Source organism: Clostridioides sp. ES-S-0049-02 (assembly GCF_020658465.1).
Taxonomy (GTDB): domain Bacteria; phylum Bacillota; class Clostridia; order Peptostreptococcales; family Peptostreptococcaceae; genus Clostridioides.
Window position 1 is genome coordinate 403,441 of the sequence record NZ_JACVWG010000001.1, and the last position, 17,815, is coordinate 421,255.

The 17,815-nt window shown below is 29.5% G+C and carries 14 protein-coding genes; 11 read left to right on the forward strand and 3 right to left on the reverse strand.

The features are described 5' to 3' along the window. The first annotated feature begins 182 nt into the window (after positions 1–182). The 10 genes from IC213_RS01860 to IC213_RS01905 all read left to right on the forward strand — a co-directional run bounded on the left by IC213_RS01860 (position 183) and on the right by IC213_RS01905 (position 11,182). Positions 183–728, forward strand: a complete 546-nt coding sequence (locus IC213_RS01860) for a PTS glucitol/sorbitol transporter subunit IIC (RefSeq protein ID WP_227432620.1) — start codon at positions 183–185, stop codon at positions 726–728. 12 nt (positions 729–740) lie between these two features. Then, positions 741–1,754, forward strand: a complete 1,014-nt coding sequence (locus tag IC213_RS01865) for a PTS glucitol/sorbitol transporter subunit IIB (RefSeq protein WP_227482828.1) — start codon at positions 741–743, stop codon at positions 1,752–1,754. A 220-nt stretch (positions 1,755–1,974) separates the two neighbouring features. Continuing rightward, a complete protein-coding gene (locus IC213_RS01870; RefSeq protein ID WP_227862674.1) occupies positions 1,975–3,948 on the forward strand; it encodes a BglG family transcription antiterminator in 1,974 nt (657 codons plus the stop codon). Positions 3,949–3,998: 50 nt separating this feature from the next. Next, positions 3,999–4,358, forward strand: a complete 360-nt coding sequence (locus IC213_RS01875) for a transcriptional regulator GutM (RefSeq protein WP_227432623.1) — start codon at positions 3,999–4,001, stop codon at positions 4,356–4,358. 28 nt (positions 4,359–4,386) lie between these two features. Further along, positions 4,387–4,743: a PTS glucitol/sorbitol transporter subunit IIA gene (locus IC213_RS01880; RefSeq protein WP_227432624.1), complete on the forward strand. Its 357-nt coding sequence runs from the start codon at positions 4,387–4,389 to the stop codon at positions 4,741–4,743. Positions 4,744–4,780: 37 nt separating this feature from the next. After that, a complete protein-coding gene (locus tag IC213_RS01885) occupies positions 4,781–6,073 on the forward strand; it encodes an NAD(P)-dependent oxidoreductase (protein ID WP_227862675.1) in 1,293 nt (430 codons plus the stop codon). 456 nt (positions 6,074–6,529) lie between these two features. After that, positions 6,530–7,168: a helix-turn-helix transcriptional regulator gene (locus tag IC213_RS01890; RefSeq protein WP_227432626.1), complete on the forward strand. Its 639-nt coding sequence runs from the start codon at positions 6,530–6,532 to the stop codon at positions 7,166–7,168. 6 nt (positions 7,169–7,174) lie between these two features. Then, a complete protein-coding gene (locus IC213_RS01895; protein ID WP_227432627.1) occupies positions 7,175–8,017 on the forward strand; it encodes a pyruvate, water dikinase regulatory protein in 843 nt (280 codons plus the stop codon). A 63-nt stretch (positions 8,018–8,080) separates the two neighbouring features. Beyond that, entirely contained in the window at positions 8,081–10,708 is a 2,628-nt protein-coding gene (gene ppdK / locus IC213_RS01900) for a pyruvate, phosphate dikinase (RefSeq protein ID WP_227862676.1), read from the forward strand. A 228-nt stretch (positions 10,709–10,936) separates the two neighbouring features. Beyond that, complete coding sequence (locus tag IC213_RS01905) at positions 10,937–11,182, forward strand: hypothetical protein (protein ID WP_227432629.1); 246 nt, start codon at positions 10,937–10,939, stop codon at positions 11,180–11,182. Positions 11,183–11,347: 165 nt separating this feature from the next. Here IC213_RS01905 and IC213_RS01910 read toward each other — a convergent pair whose 3' ends face one another. From IC213_RS01910 to IC213_RS01920, 3 genes are read right to left on the reverse strand one after another with little or no spacing between them, the layout of a single operon-like run. After that, positions 11,348–12,664 (reverse strand): TolC family protein, encoded by a 1,317-nt coding sequence (locus IC213_RS01910; protein WP_227432630.1) that lies wholly within the window; start codon positions 12,662–12,664, stop codon positions 11,348–11,350. 22 nt (positions 12,665–12,686) lie between these two features. Continuing rightward, a complete protein-coding gene (locus tag IC213_RS01915) occupies positions 12,687–15,818 on the reverse strand; it encodes an efflux RND transporter permease subunit (RefSeq protein ID WP_227432631.1) in 3,132 nt (1,043 codons plus the stop codon). Positions 15,819–15,822: 4 nt separating this feature from the next. Further along, positions 15,823–17,046: an efflux RND transporter periplasmic adaptor subunit gene (locus tag IC213_RS01920; protein WP_227862677.1), complete on the reverse strand. Its 1,224-nt coding sequence runs from the start codon at positions 17,044–17,046 to the stop codon at positions 15,823–15,825. 250 nt (positions 17,047–17,296) lie between these two features. Between IC213_RS01920 and IC213_RS01925 the strand changes: the two genes are divergently transcribed. Beyond that, the gene (locus tag IC213_RS01925; protein ID WP_227432633.1) at positions 17,297–17,782 is read left to right on the forward strand and encodes a MarR family winged helix-turn-helix transcriptional regulator; all 486 of its coding nucleotides are present in this window, start codon (positions 17,297–17,299) and stop codon (positions 17,780–17,782) included. Positions 17,783–17,815: the final 33 nt, after the last annotated feature.

Here is a 17,815-nt window from a genome sequence, read left to right on the forward strand (position 1 = left end):
TTCCTTTGCAAAGTTGAAAAAAGATGTATTAATTTATCAAAAATATTATATTAAAATGATATTAATCAAAGAAAAACATTTATAATAATAGTATATCTTACAGAAAAAGGATGCAATTTGTAGAATTAAAGCTAGTCAATAAAATTAAAAATTTAAAGAAATTATAGGGAGGTTATAATCTTATGGAAAACGTTATTACAGGTCTAAGTAAAGGTGCAGAGTGGTTTATTGGTTTATTTCAAAAGGGAGGAGAACAATTTGTAGGTCTTATATCAGGGACTCTTCCAACATTAATCGTTTTAATGGTAGCTATTAACTCATTGATTAAAATAGTTGGTGAAGAAAGAGTAAATAAATGGGCTTCTAAACTTGGAAGAAATGCTTTTACAAGATATACTTTGCTTCCATTAGTGTCAGTATTTTTCTTAGGAAATCCTATGTGTTATACATTTGGTAGATTTCTAAAAGAGGAACATAAAGCAGGATTTTATGATGCAGCTGTTTCATTTGTACATCCAATTACAGGACTTTTCCCACATGCAAATGCAGGAGAACTTTTTGTATGGCTAGGTATTTCAGCAGGTTTAACTACATTAGGTAAGGAAACAACTACATTAGCATTATGGTATTTTATAGTTGGTCTAATTGTGATTTTTATAAGAGGTGTAGTAACAGAAAAAATGTACGCATTTTTAACAAGAAAAAATAAAGCAACAAATAAGGCTTAGGAGGGGTTTAAAATGGATGCAAATAGAGTATTAAAGATAGAAAAGGGAACTTCTGGTTGGGGAGGACCTTTATACATAAAAAAAGAAGCAACTAGAAATAAAATATTGTCAATGACTGCTGGTGGTATTCATGAAGTGACATTAAAAATAAAAGAATTATTGGATTGTGAGGTTATAGATGGATTTAAAACTGGGATTCCTGATGAAGAGGTGGCAGTAGTTATTATTGATTGTGGTGGAACAGCAAGGTGTGGGGTTTATCCAAAGAAGAAAATACCTACAATTAATGTAAATCCAGTGGGAAAAACAGGGCCTTTAGCAAAATTTATAACTGAAGAATACTATGTATCAGATGTTAATATTAATTGCATAAGTATTTTAGATGGTGAAGAAACACAAAAAAAATCTCAAGAAAATAAAAATGAAAGTCAAAGTTCTATTAGAAAGCCTGATAATTATAATGAAGTAAAATCAAAAGCTCAAGAAGAATATGCGAAGAAAAACATAATACTTTCTATTGGGCAAGGAGCAGGACAAGTAGTATCAAAGTTTTATGATGCGGGTAGAGATACTATCCAAATGATAATGAATAATGTAATACCATTTATGGCATTTGTAAGTATGCTTATGGGAATTATTTTGGCATCTGGGTTAGGTGATTGGATTGCAAAGGTAATATCACCACTTGCAGGAAACATTGGTGGTTTGTTAGTTATATCAATAATTTGTACACTTCCATTTTTATCACCTATATTAGGTCCTGGAGCAGTTATAGCACAGGTAGTAGGTACTCTTGTAGGAACACAAATTGGTCTTGGTGCAATACCAGCATATTTAGCACTTCCTGCTTTATTTGCAATAAATGGGCAAGCTGGCTGTGACTTTGTCCCAGTAGGATTAAGTTTAGGAGAAGCAGAACCAGAAACCGTGGAATATGGAGTACCAGCATTATTTTACTCTCGTTTAATAACTGGGCCAATATCTGTAATTATTGCGTATGGCGTTGCAATATTTGCATTAAGATAGTATTTTATGTTGTTATGAGATTTAAACTTAATTAATAAAATTGTAAATGTAAACTTAAGCTAGTCAAAATTTTAGTTAATGAAAGACTAGCTTTTGTAGTATTAATTAGGAGTGATTATTGATTTGGATTAATACTAAATTTTCCTCTAGCAAAGTGAAATTTTATGTATTAATTTGGTTTCAAGTTTGTACTAGAATGAAATCAAGGAGGAGATGCAAAATGAATGTAACTGAGAAAATTCCTTCTATTGACCGTAAAATATTCAAGATATTGATTATGTGTAGTAAAAAAGAGTTTGTAAGTATTGATTCAATAGCAGACGAATTGAATGTTACAACCAGAAGTGTCAGAACATATATAAAGCAATTGAATAAAGATTTAGGAAGTAACATAGCAATAATAAAATATATAAAAGGTCAAGGCTATAAACTAGAGATAAAAGATAAGCAAATACTCAATAAGATTATTGATGTGAATAAAAAAAGTGTATTTTCATTAAATTCAAAGGAAGAGAGGGCAGAGTTTATACTAAATTATTTGATAGAACTAGATGGATTTATTACACTGGATAGTCTAGCAGATGAGATGTGTATAGGAAGAACTACACTAGTAAATGACTTTCAATATGTAGAAAAGGTATTAAATTCTTATAATTTGAATTTAGTAAAAAAGCAAAATACAGGAATGAAATTACATGGTAGTGAACTTGATATTAGGTTACTTATATTAAATCAGTTGTATAAAGATTCAAGAAAAGATTTAAATAATTCTAAGTACTTTAAATGTATCAAAAAAGAAGAAATTGTAAGTTTAGAAGAAGAATTATTGACTTTATTTAAAAATAATAATTTTTATGTTACAGATGAAATGCTCAGAGAAGTTTTTAATTACATAGTAGTTTTGATGTATAGAGTAAAAGAACAGAAGATAGTAAAAGAGTACGATGTAAAATTTGATTTACTTAAGTCATATGATGAGTATTTTATTGCTGGGGAAATAAAGAATATTTTATCAGAAAAATTTGAATATATTTTAAATGATGAAGAAATTATTTATTTAACTATACCATTAGTAAGTGGAAATGCACCAGCATCAGAATGTGCTTTAAATAGTAGTAGAATAAATAAAAACATTGATGATTTAATGGAAAGCATATTCAATCAGATATATGTTGATATGGGTATTTTTATAAATGAGGATGAGTTAAGGGTAGGACTTGGATATCATCTTAGTTTTACACTGAACAGGCTATTATTTAATATAAAATTAAAAAATGTATTGTTAGAAGAAATCAAACAAAACTATATACTTCCATTTAAGCTGGCACAAATAGCAGGAAAAGTAATAGAGAAAAAATATAATCTAGAAGTTTCTGAGGATGAAATTGGTTATATAGCAATTCATTTTAGTGGATACTTAGAAAGAAATAGTAGTAGATTTTATTCAATTAAGAAAATAGCAATTATATGTGGGACAGGTCTTGGAACAGCAAAACTATTAAAAATAAGAGTTGAAAAATTGATAGGAAATAATCCTAAAATTGATACTCTTTCAAGTTTTAATTTGAGAAACATTAATTTAGATGAATACGATATAGTTTTTACAACTATTGATTTAGATACATCAAATATAAATACAATAGTATTAAAAATCAATACAATATTTGATGAAAATAAATTGAGGGAACAATTAAAGACCGTATTATGCTTAAGAGAAGGCAACATAGATACTACTGATTCTCCAAATTTACTAATAAATAATTTGTTAAATGAAAATAAATTTATGATATTAAATGAAAAAACGATACTTGATTCATTAGAAAAAATGATGGACAATCTTATGGATTTGGGATGTATTGATGATAATTTTAGAAAAAATATAATCAAAAGAGAAGAAAAATCTCCTACAGTTTTTGATAAAGGTTTATTATTTCCTCATGCTGTAAATGAAAAGTCAGATAAATTTTTAATGGCAGTTGGGGTTTTAGAAGAGCCAATATTTTATGCAAATAGAAGTATAAAAATAATACTTATGACAATGTTTCCATGTGAGGATAAGGTGGATTCAGATTTATTGGTAAAGATTTATGAAGAAGTTTTAAAGATAGGACAAAATGTAAAATTAACAAATAAGATAAGTAAATGTAGAAGCTTTGTAGAATTTAAAAAAGTATTGATTGAGAATGTTATATAGGTTTTGTATAGGACTAAAAAAACAAATTAATTTATGAAAGGTGTGTAAATATGAAACTACTTATAATTTTATTTGTTGTTTATGTTTTAAATACTTTGTTTGTAATGAATCAGAATAAACTATATTTCAAAGCCTTAAATAAAGCTAAAAAAATGGGCGATATAGTGTCTACAGGAAAAAAGAAAAGTTATTTTTCTAAAGGAAGTATAGCTATTATATCTTCAGATTCAGAGGGATTTATAAAGTGTGGAGAAATTTTAAAAGGTCGCACAGTGATGGCTAAGTTTAAAGAGATTGAAGATATAAAAGGATTGGACATATATAGTGCAGAGCAAAAATTTAAAGATGAAGAAAGTATTGTACAAGCTATAAAATTTATAAAAGAAAAAATAAATGTTTCTTTTAATTAATCTAATATAAATTATCAGGAGGGATATCATGAAGTATGAAGTTAAGATAAGTGGGATAGGCAGTTTAGTTGAAGAATTAATAAATGAAAGCAACTGTCTTATTATATACGATGAAACTATTAATGATGAAGATTTGAAAGATATATCTGTAATTCATTCAATATCAACATTAAAAAGTAATGTTGAAATAGGGGATACACTTACAATAGGAAATCGAGATTATTGTATAGTTTCAGTTGGTGATATTGCTCAAAATACTCTTAGAGAAATTGGTCACTGTACAATTAAATTTGATGGAGAAGATAAAGTAAATTTACCTGGAGAAATACATGTAGAAATTGGAAAACCAGATATAAAGATTGGAGATTTAATAACTATTTATTAATTTGAAAAATAAAATTATTATAACAGGAGGAATTGATATGTTAGATTTAAACAGAAAACTTGCAAAGCTAGAAGAAGAAGGTAAAAAAATAAAAGTAGCTCTTATAGGTGCTGGTCATATGGGTAATGGAATGGTAAGTCAAATGGCAAATATGAAAGGAATGGAAGCATCTATTGTTGTAGATATAAATCTAGAATTAGCTCGTAAAGCATTTACTGATGCAGGTATAGAAGAAGAAATCATAGATAATGTAACAAATGAAACAGATGCAGAATTAAAATTACAAGAAGGAAAAGTATTAACATGTAATGACTTTCTTGTGGCTTGCAAAACAAAGTCAATAGATGTAGTTATAGATGCAACAGGAGGTATTGCAATTGGTGCAGAAATAGCACTAAATGCTATTTTAAATAAAAAACATATAGTAATGTTAAACGCTGAAACTGATTGTGTTGTTGGTCCAATACTTAAAAAATTAGCAGATGACGCAGGAGTAATATTTACAGGTTCTGCAGGAGATGAACCAGGGGCAGTAATGGGTCTATTTGATTTTGCAGATGCAATGGGGTTTGAAGTTAGAGTAGTAGGTAAAGGTAAAAACAATAAACTAGATTTAGACTGTAATCCTGATACTGTAAAAAAAGAAGCAGAAAGAAAAGGAGCTTCACCTCATATGATAGCTTCTTTTAAAGAAGGTACTAAAACAATGGTAGAAATGGCTTTAATGTGTAATGCAACTGGATTTGTACCTGATGTAAGAGGTGGGCATGGTATTGAAGCTACAGTTAATGAAGTACCTAAGAAATATGCATTAAAAAGCGAGGGTGGAGTATTAGATAATTATGGTGTAGTTGATTTTGTAAATGGTATAGCACCTGGTGTTTTCGTTGTAGTTGCTCATAAATTAAAAGCAGTTAATGATGAATTAAAATACTTAAGTATGGGTGATGGACCTAATTACATATTATATAGACCATATCATTTATGCAGTTTAGAAACTCCTTTATCAGCAGCAATGGCAGTTTTAGAGCATAAGGCTACAATAGTGCCTAAAGCTGGATTAGTTGCAGAAGTTATGACTATAGCTAAGAAAGACTTGAAAAAAGGTGAGTATATGGATGGATATGGTGCATATACATGCTATGGCACTATAGAAAAATATGATGTTGCAAAAGAAATGAATGCTGTACCTATTGGTTTAATCAGTAAAAAGACTAAAGTTATCAAAGATATTAAAAAGGGTGAAGTTATAACATATGATATGGTAGAGATAGAAAAAGATACTACTTTATATCATTTAAGACAATTACAAGAAAAAATATTTGGATAAAATTTATTGTATAATAATATAATATAGATGTTATTTAAAAGAGGGTTGATGGTTATTTTAAAATCAGCCCTTTTAAATTTTTTTATATTTTTTGAGAGAGTGTTTTGATAAATCTTATTTTATAGTTTGTTTACAGTTAAAAATCTTACTAGTAGGTTTAATTTAAATTAATTCTGCAATTTTATATTCATATTTAAGATAATATAATTAAAAATTTTAATATAAAATGAATTAAAATAGCCAATTATGTATTATAATATTAACTGTAATACTAATATAGTTCTATTAATTAAAGAAATATCCCCCATTAATATACAATAAATATCTTTAAGCAAAAGAACTTGGTAAAAAATATATCGTATTCAATAAAAAATCTGTTTACAGAATGGTATATATAGTTATATAATATACTATATAAGATACGAAAAGATAAAAAGTATAGCACAATGAAAGAAGGTGATTATTATTCAGCTTAATGAAAGACAACTAAAAATAATAGATATAGTTAAGGAAAATGAACCAATAACGAGTGAAAGTATTGCCTCCAGCTTGAATGTGACTCGTGCTACACTTAGATCTGATTTAGCTATATTAACAATGACAGGAATACTAGACGCAAGACCAAAAGTTGGATATTTTTATTCAGGAGTTAGTGAAATTAATTTAATTGGTAAAAGTATAAAAGAAAAAACAGTAGAAGATATAATGAGCATGCCTGTACTAGCTAAGAAAGACGAAAGTATATATGATGTAATAGTCACTATGTTTTTATCTGATGTAGGGAGTATAGTTATTATAGATGAAAATGAAGAATTATGCGGAGTTGTTTCTAGAAAGGACTTATTAAAAGCAACTATAGGAGGTTCTGATATAAATAAGATGCCAATAGGTATGATAATGACAAGAACTCCAAATGTAGTTACTTTGACTAAGGGAGCAAGTGTTTTATTGGCTTCAAAAAAAATAATAGAACATGAAGTAGATTCGATTCCAATTGTTGAATATAAAGAAGAAGACAAAAACCATATGAGAGTTGTTGGGAGAATATCAAAAACTAACATAACTAAGCTATTTTTAGAAATAGTTGACAATTAAGGAGGTATGCTGGTGAAAAACCTAATTATATATGCAGTATCAGACTCAGTAGGGGAGACTGCACAACAAGTTGCAAAAGCATGTATGTCACAATTTTATGTAAATGAAACTTATGAAATAAAAAGATTTCCATATATGATTAATAAGGGAGTATTACTTGAAACACTAGAAAATGCAAAAGCTGAAAACGCTTTGATTGTATATACATTAGTTGATGAAGAGCTATGCAGTATTGTTGAAAGATATTGCGAAAGAGAAGGTCTTAGTTGTATAGATTTGATGACAGATATATTAAGGGAAATAAGTAAAAGAACTGGAAGAAAACCAAAAAGAGAAGCTGGTATAATCAGAAAATTAGATGAATCTTACTTTAAGAGAGTTGAGGCTATAGAATTTGCAGTAAAATATGATGATGGAAAGGACCCTAGAGGAGTTCTTCAAGCAGACATAATTTTAGTGGGAATATCAAGAACATCTAAAACTCCTTTAAGTATGTATTTAGCTAATAAAAATATAAAAGTAGCTAATGTACCATTAGTTCCAGAAATACCAATTCCTAAAGAAGTATTTGAAATAGAAACTAAGAAGATAATAGGTCTTACTAATTCACCTGAAAAGTTGAATGAAATAAGAACTCAAAGATTAAAAGCTTTAGGGCTATCTAGTAAAGCTAATTATGCTAACTTAGAAAGAATACTTCAAGAATTAGACTATTCAGAAGAAATAATGAAGAAAATTGGATGCCCAGTAATAAATGTTTCAAATAAAGCAATTGAAGAAACTGCAGGTATAATTTTAGACATAATGAAGGAAAATGGTCTAAAAATATATAAAGAAATAGAAATTTAATAAAATGTTTAATAATAAAAATGATATAAATTAAAATAAAAAAGATTAATGGGGGATTTAACAATGGAAACTAAGTATGTTTATAGTTTTGGTGAAGGAAGCAAAGACATGAAATCTTTACTAGGAGGTAAAGGTGCCAATTTAGCAGAAATGACTAAGATAGGCTTACCTGTCCCTCCTGGATTCACTATAACAACAGAGGCATGTAATGACTACTATGTTAATAATGAAAGTATAAGAGCAGAAATAATAAAAGAAATAGAAGCACATCTAGCTACTTTAGAAAAAGATTTAAACAAAACATTAGGATGCAATAAAAATCCACTACTAGTATCAGTTCGTTCTGGTGCAGTATTCTCTATGCCAGGAATGATGGATACAATACTTAACTTAGGTCTTAATGACAATAGTGTTATTGGTCTAGCAGAAGCTACACAAAATGAAAGATTTGCATATGATAGTTACAGAAGATTCATACAAATGTTTTCTGATGTTGCTATGGAAGTGCCAAAATACAAATTTGAAAATGTACTAGATAGAGTAAAAGAAGCAAAAGGATACACAGTTGATACAGAACTTACAACTGATGACTTAAAAGAAATAGTAAAAGAATTTAAAGCAATATACAAAAAAGAAATAAAAAGTGATTTTCCACAAGACCCAAAAGAGCAATTAATGCTTGCTATAGAGGCAGTGTTTAGATCATGGAATAACCCTCGTGCAATCGTATACCGTAGATTAAATGATATAGCTCATAATTTAGGAACAGCAGTAAATATTCAATCAATGGTATTTGGTAATATGGGAGAAACTAGTGGTACAGGTGTTGCATTTACTAGAAATCCAGCTACAGGAGAAAATAAATTATTTGGTGAATTCTTAATGAATGCTCAAGGTGAAGATGTTGTTGCAGGTATAAGAACTCCTCAAAATATATCAACTCTTGCTGAAGTAATGCCAGCTGTATTTGATGAATTCGTAAAAATTACTCATATACTTGAAGGTCACTATAAAGATATGCAAGATATAGAGTTTACTATAGAAAATGAAAGATTATATATATTACAAACTAGAAATGGTAAAAGAACAGCAGCAGCAGCAATAAATGTAGTAGTTGATTTAGTTGAAGCTGGAATAATAGATGAAAAAGAAGCTATAATGAGAATTGAGCCTAATCAATTAGACCAGTTATTACATCCAAAATTTGAAGATAAAGCTTTAAAAGAAGCTAAAGTTATAGCAAAAGGTTTACCAGCATCACCAGGTGCAGCAAGTGGTAGAGTTTACTTCAATGCTGATGATGTAGTAAAAGCAAATGAAAAGGGAGAAAAAGTAGTTTTAGTTAGACTAGAAACATCTCCAGAAGATATAGAAGGTATGGTTAAGGCTGAAGGAATTCTTACAGCTAGAGGTGGAATGACATCACATGCAGCAGTTGTTGCTAGAGGTATGGGTAAATGTTGTGTTGCTGGATGTGGAGAAATAAAAGTTGATGAGTTTAATAAAGAAGTAAGAGCTCTTGATGATATAGTTATAAAAGAAGGAGAGTACATTTCTATAGATGGTTCTACAGGAAATGTTTACTTAGGAGATGTTAAGAAAACAGAAGTTTCTTTAACTGGAAACTTTGAAAAATTAATGCAATGGGTAGATAAGCATAAATTTATGATGGTTAGAACTAACGCAGATAATCCTAGAGATGCTCGTGCAGCTATAGAATTTGGTGCTGAAGGTATAGGTCTATGTAGAACTGAGCATATGTTCTTTGATGAAGACAGATTACCAGCAGTTAGAGAAATGATATTGTCTAATACAGTAGAGCAAAGAGAAAAAGCTCTTGAAAAAATATTACCAATGCAAAGAGAAGATTTTGTAGAGTTATTCAAAGTTATGGATGGAAAGCCAGTTAATATAAGATTACTAGATCCACCACTACATGAATTCTTACCTCATGATGATGAAACTATAGAAGAACTTTCAAAAACTATGGGAATAAAAGTAAGTGATATTAAGAAGAGAATAGTTGATTTAGATGAATTTAACCCAATGCTTGGGCACAGAGGATGTAGACTTGCAATAACTTATCCTGAAATATGTGTAATGCAATCTAAGGCAATAATACAAGGTGCTATAGAAGCAATAAGAGCAGGTGTTAAAGTTTCTCCAGAAATAATGGTTCCATTAATTGGAGAAGTAAATGAGTTAAAGATAATAAGAAAAATGATAGTAGAAACTGTTGATGCTATAATCAAAGAAGAAGGAGTAGAAGTTCCTTATACTGTAGGTACTATGATAGAAATACCTAGAGCTTGTTTAACAGCTGATGAAATAGCACAAGAAGCAGACTTCTTCAGTTTTGGTACTAATGACTTAACTCAAATGGCATTTGGATATTCAAGAGATGATGCTGGTAAATTCTTAGGTCAATATGTAGATGAAGAAATATTAGAAAAAGACCCATTCCAAGTACTAGACCAAAATGGTGTTGGTAAGTTAGTTAAGATGGGAGTTAAATTAGGTAGAGAAGTTAAACCAGAATTAAAACTAGGAATATGTGGAGAACATGGTGGAGAACCATCTTCAGTAGAGTTCTGTTATAATGTAGGACTTAACTATGTATCTTGTTCACCATTTAGAGTGCCAATTGCTAGACTTGCAGCAGCTCAAGCATCTATAAAAAACCCTAGATAATAATATATTATAAATATATATAATTAAACTAAAATATTATATCTCCTATATATCAATGTATCAAATAGAGTATTTGTAAATTGAGTATAGGGGATTTTTATTTTATATTATTATAAAAAAACTAATTTATATTATAGTAGGTGAAACGTATTTAATTATGTTGCATACATTATTGTAAGAGAGAAATTTCAACCAATAATTAAATTGAGTTTACTGGAGGGGATAAAGTTGACAAAGTGTCCTAAATGTGGAAAAGAAGTATCATCACGTCCAGGTAGTATATGCCCACGATGTGGATTTAAAGTAGTAGAAGAGAGTCTTAAAATGAGATGCCCAGAACCTAGCTGTAGAGCATTAGTATCTAGGAAGTTGGACTATTGTCCTAAATGTGGATGTAAGCTGAAAGGATATAATATTTCAGAATTTGTTAATATGGTCAGATGTAAAATAGATGAAACATTTGATAAGAAGTAATTAAATTAAGCTTTAGACTTTATTTTGTAGTGAAGAATATATGTGTTCTTAGAATCAATAATATTTTAGTAAATAGAAAAAGAGTTGAACTAATAATAAGCCAACTCTTTTTCTATTTTATTGAGCAAATTTATTTTAGTAAATAAATGCTTTTATACAACAGTATTATTTTTTGCCTCCATCGCTAAGTATCCATGGCTTTTCTATACCATTTTTTAATGAATTATAGTTTACAATAAGTGTATCATAGCTATTTTTAGCATCTTCATTGCTTACTACTTGTTTTTTATAGTCAGTTAGAGTAATCAATCCTAAGTCATATCTTAGCTTAGTATTTTTTAATTGTTTTTCCGATAATTCAAGCTGTTTTTTAGTTGTTCCAATTGTATCTTCTAAAGCAAGTAATTGTGCATAGCTATCAATCAAGCCTTTTTTTAGAGCTTTTTTACTATCCTCTAGTGTAACTAAGCCATTTTCAGTATTATATTTTTGTTGAAGATAATTTGCATATGTAGTAAGTCCAGATGCATAAGTCTGTCTTTCAAGATTGTATGCTTCAACTGCTTTTTCATATTGCTCATAATCTTTATCATATTTCTTCTTAAGAACTTCATATTCAGCATCAGTTAAACTACCTTGTTCTGGTTTTGTAGGAGCAACTGGTCTTGTAAGATTAGGTCTATCTGGTAAATCTGCCTTATTTTCATCGTCATCATTAAAACTTTCTTCTGTACGTTCTAAAATCAATTGGTCATACTTTAAGTATTCATTAACCTTACCTTCCATGTATGAATCAACTGAACCACCTACTCTAAAAGACTCAAAACGGTATTCTTTATCTAATTGATAGTTGTCTAAATTTATATTAGTCAACAACTTAAAATAATCTTGATTATTTTTTAGTTCTTGAAGTTTAGATTTTTGAGTATTTTGTAGCGTCTGAAGTTCAAGCTCAGCTGACTCAGTTTCCAATGATGTCACTAGACCTAAATCCTTTTTTAGCTTCATATCTTTAATTTCTTTAGTTTTTATCTCAAGATTATTTTTTATTTTATCTAACTCATTTTCTCTTGATACTAAATCATTGTACTTATTAGTAATATCATTTGCTATTTGGTCTTCCATAAAATATTTTGCCTGTTCGCTTTGATTTTTAAGAAGTCCAATTTGGTCATATGGAAATGAGTTGTCACTTCCAGTAAAACTATCAAATTCATCCTGTACTTCTAGTTTTTCTTTTAACATTTTTATTTCTTCTGATTTCATTTTTAATTTTTCACTATTTTTAATTGCTGCACTGACAGCATCTCTAGCAGTTAAAAGTTCTTTTTCAGCCGTTCTTTTAGTCGAGTCACTTAAGGTAGCATTATCAACTTTATTTATAGAAGAAGTATTATCATTTGCATAGGCTGGCATTAAATTAGCTGTTATTATACCAACACCACATCCAATTGCAATTATTTTACTAACTTTTTTCTTCAATACAATCGCCCTCCATTTATATTTAAATTTTAGCTTTTAATTTTGGTTTCTTAAATATTTTTCCTTTTATATCTCCTATTTTATCTGTTATTTTACCAAATATTTTAGGCATCCTATCTGAAAACTTATTTTCCCACTTATCAAATATTAAATATATAGTAGGGATAAGTACTAGTGTTATTAGTGTAGATACAGTAAGCCCACCCATTATAACTACGGCTAGTGGTTGCATTGTTTCTCCACCTTCACCAAGAGATAATGCTGTTGGTAACATACCTAGAATTGTTGTTGCAGTTGTCATTAAAACGGGTCTTAGTCTCGCAGCACAACCAATTGAAACCAATCCAATTAAATCATTACTACTATTTGCTTTTCTAAGTTGTTCTATGTAGTCAATAAGAACTATACCATTGTTAACAACGATACCGATAAGTAAGATTATACCTAACATACCTACAGTACTTAAACTTTGACCAGTTACCAAAAGAGAAAGTACAACTCCAACAAATGCAAATGGCACACAGAACATTATTATAAATGGTTTACTAAATGATTCAAATTGAGCTACCATTACCATATAAACAAGTGCTATGGCTATAACCATTGAGAATCCAAGACTGGCCATAGATTCATTCATCATTTCTGTTTCTCCACCAACACCAATAGAGTAGTCTTTAGGGATTAGCATCTTATTAGTTTTTTCTAATGCTAATTTTGTAGCTGTACCAGCATCTAAATTATCAAGTGTTGCAGTTATATTTACAGAAAAATCACCATCAGTTCTTGATATGGACTGTAAACCATCTACCATTTTTATATCCGAGAAAGCTCCAAGAGGTACTTCATTTCCAGTTGTAGAATTTACTTTTAACTGTTTTATATCTTCTAGATTATCGATACTATCTGCTTTAAACTTTAGATTTACATCGACTTTGTAGTCATCAATAGTAGCAGTAGTAACTGAATCACCATTTATTGCAGTACGCAATAATCCTGCAATTTCTGCTGTATTTACACCGTATTCTTGAGCTCTATGTTTGTCTATTGTAAATTGAGCTTCTTGTGTTGTATCTGTAAGGGAAGTCTCTACATTTCTAAATCCTTTTATAGAACTGAATTCTTTTTCAACTTCTTTTCCTAATATCTTTAATACATCCAAATCAGGGCCCTTCATCTCTAATGTGAAGTCTGCTCCTGAAGTTCCACCCATAACACTACTATTTTGACTTACATTTATTTTACAATCTGGAACAGTAGCAACTCTATCAATTATTTCTTTTTCTATTTCATCGGTAGTTCTTTTTCTATTTTTTTGAGATTCCAATTCAATTGCTATACTTGCACTATTATTATTTGAGTCTGATGTCAAACTTGTTATCAATGTCTTGATTTCTGGAATATCTGAAACTTTTTTCTCTGTCATAGAAACATAATAATCATTAGCTTCTAAGCTAAGACCCTTTGGAAGTTCTATAGAAATAGCCAATTCTCCTTTATCTGCTGCAGGCATAAAGTCCATACCTATAAAGCTCATTCCGAATAGAGAAGCTACAAATATAAGTAAACTTGATATTACTACTAATTTCTGATGTCTTAAGCATACACTTAGTAATCTTTTATATCCTTCACTTACCTTATCAAATATAGGGCTATCTTTTTCCTTCATTTTTTCACTACTTTTACCTCTACTTAGTTTTGCAAATACACTAGGAACAAGAGTAATTGCACCTATAAAAGAGAAGGCTAGAGAAGCTATAAGTGTTTTACCTAAAGCCCCAAATGTTATTTTGGCTATACCTTCTGTAAACATAATAGGTAAGAATATAGCTATAGTAGTCAATGTTGATGCTAGTATTGCATTGGTGACAGTTCTTGTACCTTCAATAGCACAATCATCAATGCTCAAACGACCACTTTTCCTGTATTTAAATATGTTTTCAATTACAACTGTAGCATTATCAACGACCATACCAACTGAAATTACCAATGAACTTGCAGTGATAAGGTTTAAACTTTCGCCTGTAAAATAGAGAACAGCTATTGCTCCTATTATAGAAATTGGTATTGCCACTGCAACAACTAATGAAGCTCTTACACTTTTTAAGAAAGCAAATATTACTACAAATGCAATAACTGCACTTATAAGTAAATTGCTCATTACGCTGTTTATTGATTCGCTTATGTAAGCACTTGTATCATTGGCAATTTTAATTTTAAATTGTGGATTTTCTTTATTCAATTCATCTACATATTTATATGCATCTTGCATAACTTTTACAGTATTTGCATCTTGTTGCTTAGAAATATCTATTACTAAACTGCTTTTTCCATTGTATCTATAAATACTATCTTTGTCTGCAAATCCATAATCTACACTACAAAGAGTATCTAAGTTAACAGTGTTTCCTCCTTTTACAGGAATTTGAATCTGTTTTATATCATCCAAAGATTCTAATTTATCAATTGATCTTAAGACTATCTTATCTTCACCTTGAGTAATTGAACCATAAGGGAATGTTTTATTACTAGATGATAAAATACCTTTTATAGTTGATAAACTAACTCCATAATTTGAAAGAACTGATGGGTCAGCTATTACATTAACTTGAGCTTTTTCTCCACCTTTAATGTCTGCTGATGTAGTACCATCTATAGATTCTATTTTAGGCTGAATTACATCTTCAGCGTATTTTCTTAGTGCTTGTGCATTATTATTTCCACCAGATATAACAAGCTGACCTATAGCTTGTGCATTCATATCTAATTTTAGTACTGTTGGCTTAGCTGCATCATCTGGTAAACTAGTTTGTAATGCATCTACTTTAGATCTAACATCGTTCATTATTTCATCTAGGTTGGTTCCAAATTCAAATTGAGCTACGACCATAGAAACACTTTCTTGTGAACTTGATATAGTTGAGCTTACATTTGAAACAGATGATAAACTTTCATCAACTTTTTGGCTAACTTGTTCGTCAACGTCTTGAGGACCTGCACCTGTCCAAGTAGTCATAACCATTACAACAGGTATTTCTATATCAGGCATTAGATTTATTGACATTTTTTTATATCCAATACCACCAAAAACTATTAATACTAAGAAGACCATTATGATTGTGAGAGGACGCTTAACGGAAGTATGTGTTAAATTCATAATACTATTTCTCCTTTTCTACAGGAAATATCTTAGTTCCATCAGAAATAAGACTTATCCCCCCAATAACCACTGTATCTTTTTCACTTACACCACTTTTGATTGCTATTTTATCCTCTGTTACAATTCCAGTTTGAACTAATGTTTTCTTTGCTATGTTATCTTTAGTTGCTATGTATACATATTTTTTTCCATTTTCTTCAAATATTGCTTTTTTAGGTACTGTAACAGCTCCATTTTCTTTTTCAACGCTTAAGTTTACTTGTGCAGACATTCCTGCTTTAAATTTGTTGTTAGTATTAGTAACAAGTATTTTAACAGGATATAAAGATGTCTGAGGGTCAACTACTGAAGGAACATAATCTATCTTTCCTAAAACTCTTTGGTCTTCAATAACAACATCTACATTACCATCCTTTTTAAATTTAGCTATATCTGCTTCTGCTACATTTAAGCCTACTTCTAATATATTAGGATTAGAAATCACAAAAGCTGGTTGTGATTGTGTTATCATCTCTTTTGAGTCAAAGTTTTTGGCTGTGATTGTTCCATCCACTGGAGCTTTTAATGTCAGCTTATCTAAGTTACTCATTGCTAAGTTATATGATACTTGAGCTTGGTCAAGTTGTTTTTTAGCAAGTGATTTAGCTTGAGGTATACTTTTTGAAGTTGCTGTATTGTATGCTCTTTGTGCAGAATCTAGTTGTTGTTTTGATTGTTCTAAAGCAACTTCTATTTTTTTAAATTGGTCTAAACTAATTACTTCCTGCTCATAAAGAACCTTGTTATTGTCATAATTTCTTTGGGATTCATCATATTGAAGTTTTGCGCTATCAAGAGCTGTTTTTGCTTGATTCACTTGAGCTTCTAATGCACCCCCAGTAGCACTTGCATAACTTGCTTTTGCTAAATCTAGTGATGCTTTAGACTGTTTTACACTGTTTTCTAAATCTTCACTAGTTATACTCAATAAATCATCATCTTTTCTTACATTTTGGCCAAGTTTCACATAAACTTCTTGAACTGTGCCAGCAGTTTGAGCAGTAACTGATGTCTCATCTTTAACTTTTGTAGTTCCTGAGAAAGCATTTGTATTTTCTATTTCTCCACCTACTGCCTTTTGAACAGAGACTGCTATAGGTTTTTCTGGTTCAGGTTCATCTGTTTTTCCACATCCAACTAAGAACAGTGAACTACACATTAAAAAAACTACTAAATATCTTTTCATATCTCCTCCTATTATATTTTACACTAGCTTGTTGTAGAATTTAAAGTGTCTTATAATTTAAGTTTAGTTTTAGGCTAATTAAAAAACTTCCCTTTTTTGGCATTTTATAATTCTCTAATTTGATTATAAATTTATAATTATTATGAGTCAATAACTTTTTCTTGTTTTAAATTTATTAATAGTTTATAATTTATACTATAATAAGTAATGAATATTTTATTACAGTATTTATTGAAGGGATGTTACAAATATGGATAACGATAATATACTTAAAATAGCAGACTCTTTTTTAGACTTTTTATTTGTACTTCAAAATAATATATTCAAAGAAAACGATTTGTTAAAAAAATTTCAAAACAACTCAGATATGATGAAAGAGTATTTTGGAGAGTGTCCAATGGCTCCATCACATGCAAAGGTAATTCTTTATCTTATGACATCAAATTCATCATCAATTTCTCAAATAGCTTCTAATTTAGGAATACTAAAATCAAATATGACACCAATTATTGATAGATTGGTAGAGCATAATTTAGTAAATAAATTTCCTGACCCAAAAGACAGAAGAGTTCTTAGAGTTGAATTGACAGATAAAGCATTTGAATTATTTGATATTGTACAATCTATTCTTAAAGAGTCTATAGTAAAGAAACTATCAAATCTTTCTGATGAGGAACTAACTTTATTAGATGAACATACACTTAAACTATCAGAAATAGTAAAAAAATTAGTTTAAATGTACATATGAGAAGTTATTATATAAAGTTAA

Coding starts and splice junctions, on each gene's coding strand:
- IC213_RS01865 (WP_227482828.1), top strand. CDS start 741: ATGGATGCAAATAGAGTATTAAAGATAGAAAAGGGAACTTCTGGTTGG.
- IC213_RS01885 (WP_227862675.1), top strand. CDS start 4,781: ATGTTAGATTTAAACAGAAAACTTGCAAAGCTAGAAGAAGAAGGTAAA.
- IC213_RS01895 (WP_227432627.1), top strand. CDS start 7,175: ATGCTGGTGAAAAACCTAATTATATATGCAGTATCAGACTCAGTAGGG.
- IC213_RS01875 (WP_227432623.1), top strand. CDS start 3,999: ATGAAACTACTTATAATTTTATTTGTTGTTTATGTTTTAAATACTTTG.
- IC213_RS01920 (WP_227862677.1), bottom strand. CDS start 17,046: ATGAAAAGATATTTAGTAGTTTTTTTAATGTGTAGTTCACTGTTCTTA.
- IC213_RS01915 (WP_227432631.1), bottom strand. CDS start 15,818: ATGAATTTAACACATACTTCCGTTAAGCGTCCTCTCACAATCATAATG.
- IC213_RS01925 (WP_227432633.1), top strand. CDS start 17,297: ATGGATAACGATAATATACTTAAAATAGCAGACTCTTTTTTAGACTTT.
- ppdK (WP_227862676.1), top strand. CDS start 8,081: ATGGAAACTAAGTATGTTTATAGTTTTGGTGAAGGAAGCAAAGACATG.
- IC213_RS01860 (WP_227432620.1), top strand. CDS start 183: ATGGAAAACGTTATTACAGGTCTAAGTAAAGGTGCAGAGTGGTTTATT.
- IC213_RS01880 (WP_227432624.1), top strand. CDS start 4,387: ATGAAGTATGAAGTTAAGATAAGTGGGATAGGCAGTTTAGTTGAAGAA.
- IC213_RS01870 (WP_227862674.1), top strand. CDS start 1,975: ATGAATGTAACTGAGAAAATTCCTTCTATTGACCGTAAAATATTCAAG.